We start from the raw sequence: 615 nt of genomic DNA, 5'->3' as shown, positions 1-615 counted from the left end.
AGAGAAACTGACGCGATACGTGCCAATGGCGCAATCCGTGACAACCTGTGTACCAGGACGCAAATTCCGAAGCCAAACCCAAATGGGGCGGCAAGGGATAGCAGCAGCGTTGGTAGATGTTCCGCAGCCACTGACGCGGGCGAGCCAGCAATGACAGCTGCCACCACAATCAGACTAGCGGCCAACATGGCGCGTCGCGTGGGTGCATCTCCAAACACAGCCCAAGCAATTACCAAGGTGAACACCGGATAGGTCATGTAAAGCACACCCACTGTCGATGCGGGCAGCTTCTCCAGCGCCGTTACATATCCGATCCAACCAAGCCCCATTACGGCTCCGGCTGAAAGGCCCCAAGTGATCTCTCGCCATTCTTTTCGGTGCAAGATGAGAACAGGAAGCAGAAGAAGAGCCGCAACAATGTAGCGGTAGAATGCGACCGCATAGGGTGCAACACCCTGTTCGGTCAGGCTGCGGCTGAAATAGGGAACCAGCCCGAAACAGATTGAAGCAAAAAGAACACCCAAAACGGCAAATGCATAAGGGATGGATGGTCGATTTCGCGCAGATGTCGTGGCCATAATCTGGAGCTATCACGCATTTGCATTTTCGTCTTTA

1 protein-coding gene is annotated in these 615 nt (G+C 54.0%); it reads right to left on the bottom strand.

The genetic code is table 11. From position 1 onward, the window contains the following. A partial coding sequence (locus tag ACR0AU_RS21965) for an EamA family transporter (protein WP_480796333.1) occupies positions 1–578 on the bottom strand: 578 nt, incomplete at its 3' end. Positions 579–615 lie beyond the last annotated feature (37 nt).

This window comes from Ruegeria sp. CG1 (assembly GCF_056537265.1).
Note: the sequence above shows the minus strand (reverse complement) of the source record. Positions and strands in the feature narration are given on the sequence as shown.